The following is a 2,223-nucleotide window of genomic DNA, read 5'->3' on the forward strand; positions in this document are numbered from 1 at the left end:
GCTCCGGCCCCGGCACCGGCTGCAGCCCCCCCAGCCGCAGGCGTGACCCCTGAAACCGTTGCGGCGCTGGAGACCCGGGTCGCCGCGCTGGAATCGGCCCAGGCCGCGGTCCGGACCCTGAGCGACACCGTCGCCACCCTGTCCTCCGGCGCCCAGGCCAACGGCACCACCCTGGCGACCGTGCAGCAGCAGCTCGACACCGTGAAGGCGGCGGTGGAGCGGCTGCGCAACAGCGACACCGGCGCGCAGGCGCTGAGCCTGGCCGCCGGCCAGCTGCGCAGCGCCCTGGACAGCGGCGCGCCACTGGACCAGACCCTGGCCCTGCTGCGCGGCCTGGCCCAGAACGACCCGGCCATCGCCAACGCCGTGTCGGCACTGGAGCCGGCGGCGAAAGGCGTGCCGAGCCGCACCGCCCTGGCCACCGGCTTCGCCCAGGCGGCGGAAGCCGCGCGCCAGGCCGACAAGCCGCAGAACGGCGACTGGATCGACCGCAGCCTCGACGTGGTCAGCGGCTTGGTCACCGTCCGCCCAGCCCCCGGCGAGGTCGAAGGCGACAGCACCGACGCGGTGCTGGCCCGGGCCGAAGGCCGGCTGCAGCGTGGCGACCTGGCCGGCGCGGTCGATGCGATCAAGGCCCTGTCCGGCCCGACCGCCACGGCGATGGCCGGCTGGCGCGCCCAGGCCGAATCCCGGCTGGCGGCCGAGACGGCGTTGCAGGGCCTGTCGGCCCTGGCCGTGCAGCGCCTGAGCGCCGCCGGCAGCGCCGATGCCGACGCCCCTGCGGCCAAGCCGGCCGCCGACACCCCTGCGCCGAAGACGCCATGAAGCGTCTGGTCCTCTACGCCCTCAAGCTCGCCATCCTGATCGCGGCCGCGGTCTGGCTGGCCGACCGCCCGGGCCATGTCGAGATCCAGTGGCAAGGCCGGGTGATCGAGACCTCGGTCGCCCTGCTGGTGGCGGTGGCGGCGCTGCTGATGCTGCTGACCGCTTGGCTCTACCGCTTCTGGCGCTCGCTGCGGCGGGCACCGGGCCGCTTTGTCGAAGGCCGCCGCTTCGTCCGGCGCGAGAAGGGCTATCGCGCCCTGACCCGTGGCATGGTCGCGGTCGCGGCCGGCGACGCCGAGGCGGCGCGGCGCTTCGCCCGCAAGGCCGACGTGCTGCTGGACGAGCCGCCGCTGACCCTGCTGCTGTCGGCCCAGGCGGCCCAGCTGGCCGGCGACGACGGCGCCGCCAACCGCTATTTCGAGGCGATGCTGCGCCGGCCGGACATGGAGTTCCTGGGCCTGCGCGGCCTGCTGAACCAGTCGCTGCGCAGCCAGGATTCCAGCCGGGCGCTGGAGATGGCGCAGCGCGCCCGCTCGCTGCGGCCGGATGCGACCTGGACCCATCGCGCATGCTTCGACCTGGAGGTGGCGCAGCACCGCTGGGCCGACGCGCAGCTCAGCCTGGCCCATGCGGTGCGGGTGAAGTCGATCACGCCCGAGGACGGGCGCCGCTTCAAGACCCGCATCCTGGTCGAGCGCAGCCGCGAGGCCGCCGCCGCAGGCAACCCGTCCCAGGCGCTGGACTTCGCCCACAAGGCGGTCGGGCTGGAGCCGGACTTCGTGCCGGCGGCGCTGCAGGAAAGCCAGCTGCTGCTGCAGACCGGCCGCGACGGCCCGGCGGCGCGCCTGCTGGAGAAGAGTTGGGCCCGCGTGCCGCATCTGGAGATCGCCCGCGCCTATGCCGCGCTGGGCCCCGCCGACGAAGGATCGCTGCTCAAGGTCAAGCGGCTGGAGAAGCTGGTGCGGCTGCGGCCCGAGGCGGCATCCGGCCTGACCACCCTGGCCGAGGCCGAGCTGTCGGCCCAGCTGTGGGGCAGCGCCCGCGGCCATCTGCTGAAGGCCGAGCAGGTCGCGCCGTCACGGCGGGTCTACCGCCTGCTGGCGGATCTGGAGACGGCGGAGCGCAACGACCCAATCGCGGCGCGCAGCTGGCTGGCCAAGGCGCAGACCGCCGCCCCGGACGAGGTCTGGGACTGCGATTCCTGCGGCGCCCATGCCGATCACTGGTCCGCCCTGTGCGGCCATTGCCACGGCTTCGACACCCTGGCCTGGCGCATTCCCGGCCCGGCCCGCGGCATCGCCCCGGCCACGGAAATCCACCTGCCGGCCCCGGTCACCGGCCACGACACCCTGCCGGTCCCGGTGCCGACGACGGCGGCCTGAGGCCACCGCAAGCGGC

2 protein-coding genes are annotated in these 2,223 nt (G+C 74.9%); both read left to right on the forward strand.

Annotated features, from left to right (window positions below):
• The coding region (locus AC3XYG_RS13255) for a COG4223 family protein (protein ID WP_489140309.1) at window positions 1-825 on the forward strand (825 nt) is incomplete at its 5' end.
• The gene (locus AC3XYG_RS13260; protein ID WP_489140310.1) at window positions 822-2,207 is read left to right on the forward strand and encodes a heme biosynthesis protein HemY; all 1,386 of its coding nucleotides are present in this window, start codon (window positions 822-824) and stop codon (window positions 2,205-2,207) included. The genes AC3XYG_RS13255 and AC3XYG_RS13260, both read left to right, overlap by 4 nt.
• Window positions 2,208-2,223 lie beyond the last annotated feature (16 nt).

This window comes from Inquilinus sp., from assembly GCF_057815775.1.